At 42.0% G+C, this 2907-nt stretch carries 4 protein-coding genes; 2 read left to right on the top strand and 2 right to left on the bottom strand.

Annotated features, from left to right (window positions below; genetic code table 11):
* Positions 1 to 1275: site-specific integrase (locus BM090_RS17985; RefSeq protein WP_221405434.1), on the top strand; the 1275-nt coding region annotated here is incomplete at its 5' end.
* Between the two features lie 102 nt (positions 1276 to 1377).
* Here the strand turns inward: BM090_RS17985 and BM090_RS17980 are convergent.
* Entirely contained in the window at positions 1378 to 1707 is a 330-nt protein-coding gene (locus tag BM090_RS17980) for a type II toxin-antitoxin system RelE family toxin (RefSeq protein WP_091517050.1), read from the bottom strand.
* The gene (locus BM090_RS17975; RefSeq protein WP_091517047.1) at positions 1697 to 1903 is read right to left on the bottom strand and encodes a hypothetical protein; all 207 of its coding nucleotides are present in this window, start codon (positions 1901 to 1903) and stop codon (positions 1697 to 1699) included. Before BM090_RS17975 ends, BM090_RS17980 begins: the two co-directional genes overlap by 11 nt.
* Positions 1904 to 2170: 267 nt before the next feature.
* Between BM090_RS17975 and BM090_RS17970 the strand changes: the two genes are divergently transcribed.
* Positions 2171 to 2907, top strand: a 737-nt coding sequence (locus BM090_RS17970; RefSeq protein ID WP_091517044.1) for an ArdC family protein, incomplete at its 3' end; no start/stop codon positions are given.

Below are 2907 nucleotides of genomic sequence, written 5' to 3'. Positions count from 1 at the left end.
TCAATCAAAATAGTGTCAATTTTTATTGTAAATATCATGGAAAACACTGCAACCATTGCTGTCGCTATCGACAAAAGAAGGCAAAAAGTAGATGGTACTTTTCCCCTCAAATTACGCATTACTTTCCGAAAAGAAAGACAATACATCAGTATTGACGAATCAGTTTCATTAGCTGATTGGGACAAGCTCAAAACAGCTTCTGTGCGCGGCGAGCAACTCAAGAAACTAAAAATCAAAATAACCGCCATAGAGCATAAAGCACAACTTATACTCAGTACAATGGGCGTATTCACCTTCAGGCGATTCATAGAGTTATACAATGGAAAGAGTGCCAATGCCGCCGTATCGCGTAAGGTGATAAACTACTTCCAAACCTTTGTTGATAATCTTTTGGACGAAGGGCGCATCAAATCCGCATGGGGTTTTAATGGCGCACTCAACTCGCTACGGCAATATGCTGGCACAAACTTGTATTTTGAAGACATTACCCCCGCCTTCTTAAAAAAATATGAGGACGCGCTCCTCAAAAAAGGTCTCAAGCCTGGTTCTACTGGTTTTTATACCACCTCTATTCGCACCATTTTCAATGCTGCCATCGCGGACGGCATTGTTTCCAAAGACTTTTACCCCTTTGGGCGAAAGAAATATCAGCCCTTAAAGTCGGTTAATGTCAAAAAAGCCTTACCCTTAGCCGATATTATGAAAATCATTCATTACACCCCCCAAGACCCACAAGGAAAAGAGGCATTCGCCCGAGACTTGTGGGTCTTTTCGTATCTATGCAATGGGATGAATGTAAAAGATATATGCAATCTCAAGTATAGCAATATAGACGGCGACCGCTTAACATTTATGAGGCAAAAAACCGCGAACAAGCTCCGCAGCAATCCGCGTTTGATTCAAGCCTATTTGCCCCCCATTGCCCAAGAAATTATAGGCCGTTGGGGGCAAAAACCTTGTTTGCCTAATACTTATATTTTTCCGTTTTATAATGATGAACAATCGGCTTTGCAAAAGGCAGTGAAAACCAATAATACGGTTAATACCATCAACAGATTGATGAAGCAAATTAGGGCAGAATTGGGTATTTCTAAACATATAACCACTTACACCGCACGACACAGTTTTTCGACGGTGCTCAAGCGGTCAGGAGCAAGTATTGAGTACATTAGTGAGAGTTTGGGGCACACCAATACCATCATTACCGAAGTTTATTTGGCCAGTTTCGAGGACGATACCCGCAAAGAAATGAGTAAAAGACTGTTGGGAGAGTAGGATTAAATTAAACTCAAAGTATTGTTATTGGTTTGGGCAACCATCGTTGTCAGAAGGCTTGTCAATATACGGCAAAGTCCGTGTTATACAACGCGGCCTTTGTTATTCAGGTACATCTTTTAGCAGTTCATTTATTTCTTTATCGGTCAGGGTCTCCTTTTCAGATTTATCATAAATAGAAAGCAAGTAAACTGTTTCATCGGCAACAACAATGTTTGTGATAATCCTTGCTCCTCCGCTTTTGCCTTTTCCTTTGGAAGAAACAGCAAGACGTATTTTATAGCAGTTTTTGCTCAGAGCAGTTCCTTGCGTGGGGTTTTCTGCCAAGCTTTCAAACAAAACAGCTAAATCGGCTTTCAAAGAAAGATACTTTTTCGCCAATTTCTTTAACTCTTTTCTAAAAGTGGGAACGGCGACAATGTTATAGCTCATCTAATAATTGTTGGGCAGTTATGCCTTTTAGTTTACCTTGTCTTACCAGTTTAAGTTCTTCTACGGATTCTTTAATCTCCTTCATTAGCAAAGCCTTTTCATCTGAAATGGTTGTTGCTTTTACATAAGACAGACCTTTCAACACTTCAAGTAAGTGGGTAGCCTTATCGTCTTTGATGTCTAATAAAACCTTCATTGTTGCGTTTTTTAAGGGTGATGTGATTAATTAAGCTCTATCATGCGAGAACTTACAATGCAATTTAGTCAAATTATCTCATAAAACGAAATCTCAATAGGATAGTCTTTATGTGTGAAATTCGTGGTATCTTTAGAAGAAAAATAGGCAGCGATTAAATCGAATAAGGCAATGATGATAGCATTGTCAAGCATTGATACCCCCCTCACACAGAAACCATGATAGGCTTGTATAAAAGAGCTCTTGAAACAAAACTCAAATTTCAAGATGAACTCCAAAAACAAGCCTACGAGTGATGTTTACCAAAGAGTAAACGAACTCATCATTGAACGACTGGAACAGGGCGTGGCACCATGGCAAATGCCTTGGCGAGCGGAACTGCCCAAAAATTACTTGAGCCAAAAGGCTTATCGAGGCATTAACTGCTTCTTGCTCAATCTGTTTAACTTCCCCAAACCCTATTTCCTGACCTTCCAACAGGCCAAAGAATTGGGCGGCAAGGTCAAAAAGAACAGTAAGTCCCTGCCTGTGGTGTATTGGAATTGGCTCTACATTGACCCGCTGACCCAAAAATCCATTCCCAATCCCACGCCTGCGCAAAAGCCCTTGCTGGAGCGTATTCCTTTGTTGCGTTATTACAACGTCTTCAACATCAGCCAAATCGAAGGGGTGGACTGGAAATTACCCGACTCTGAACCCCTGACACCCCACTTGCCGATTCAGACGGCCGAACGCTTGTTTGAATTTATGCAACCGCAATTGCCGCCTTTGCGAATCGGAGGCTCTTCGGCTTATTATGCTCCCCTGCTGGATTATATCCAATTGCCTGATAAACATCGTTTTATCGGCTCGGAGGAGTATTACGCCACGCTGTTCCATGAGTGCATCCATGCCACAGGCCACGCCTCTCGCCTCAACCGCAAGGAAGTGGTGGAGGCCAGTTCTTTTGGTTCGTATAGCTATGGGGTGGAGGAATTGACGGCAGAAATGGGGGCGAGTTTCTT

Source organism: Flexibacter flexilis DSM 6793 (assembly GCF_900112255.1).
In the GTDB taxonomy this organism is placed as follows: Bacteria; Bacteroidota; Bacteroidia; order Cytophagales; family Flexibacteraceae; genus Flexibacter; species Flexibacter flexilis.
This window is presented reverse-complemented; position numbering and strand designations above follow the sequence as displayed.

Bases quoted from the DNA above. Each gene is read 5' to 3' on its own strand.
- BM090_RS17980 (WP_091517050.1), bottom strand. From the start codon at position 1,707: ATGAGCTATAACATTGTCGCCGTTCCCACTTTTAGAAAAGAGTTAAAG.
- BM090_RS17975 (WP_091517047.1), bottom strand. From the start codon at position 1,903: ATGAAGGTTTTATTAGACATCAAAGACGATAAGGCTACCCACTTACTT.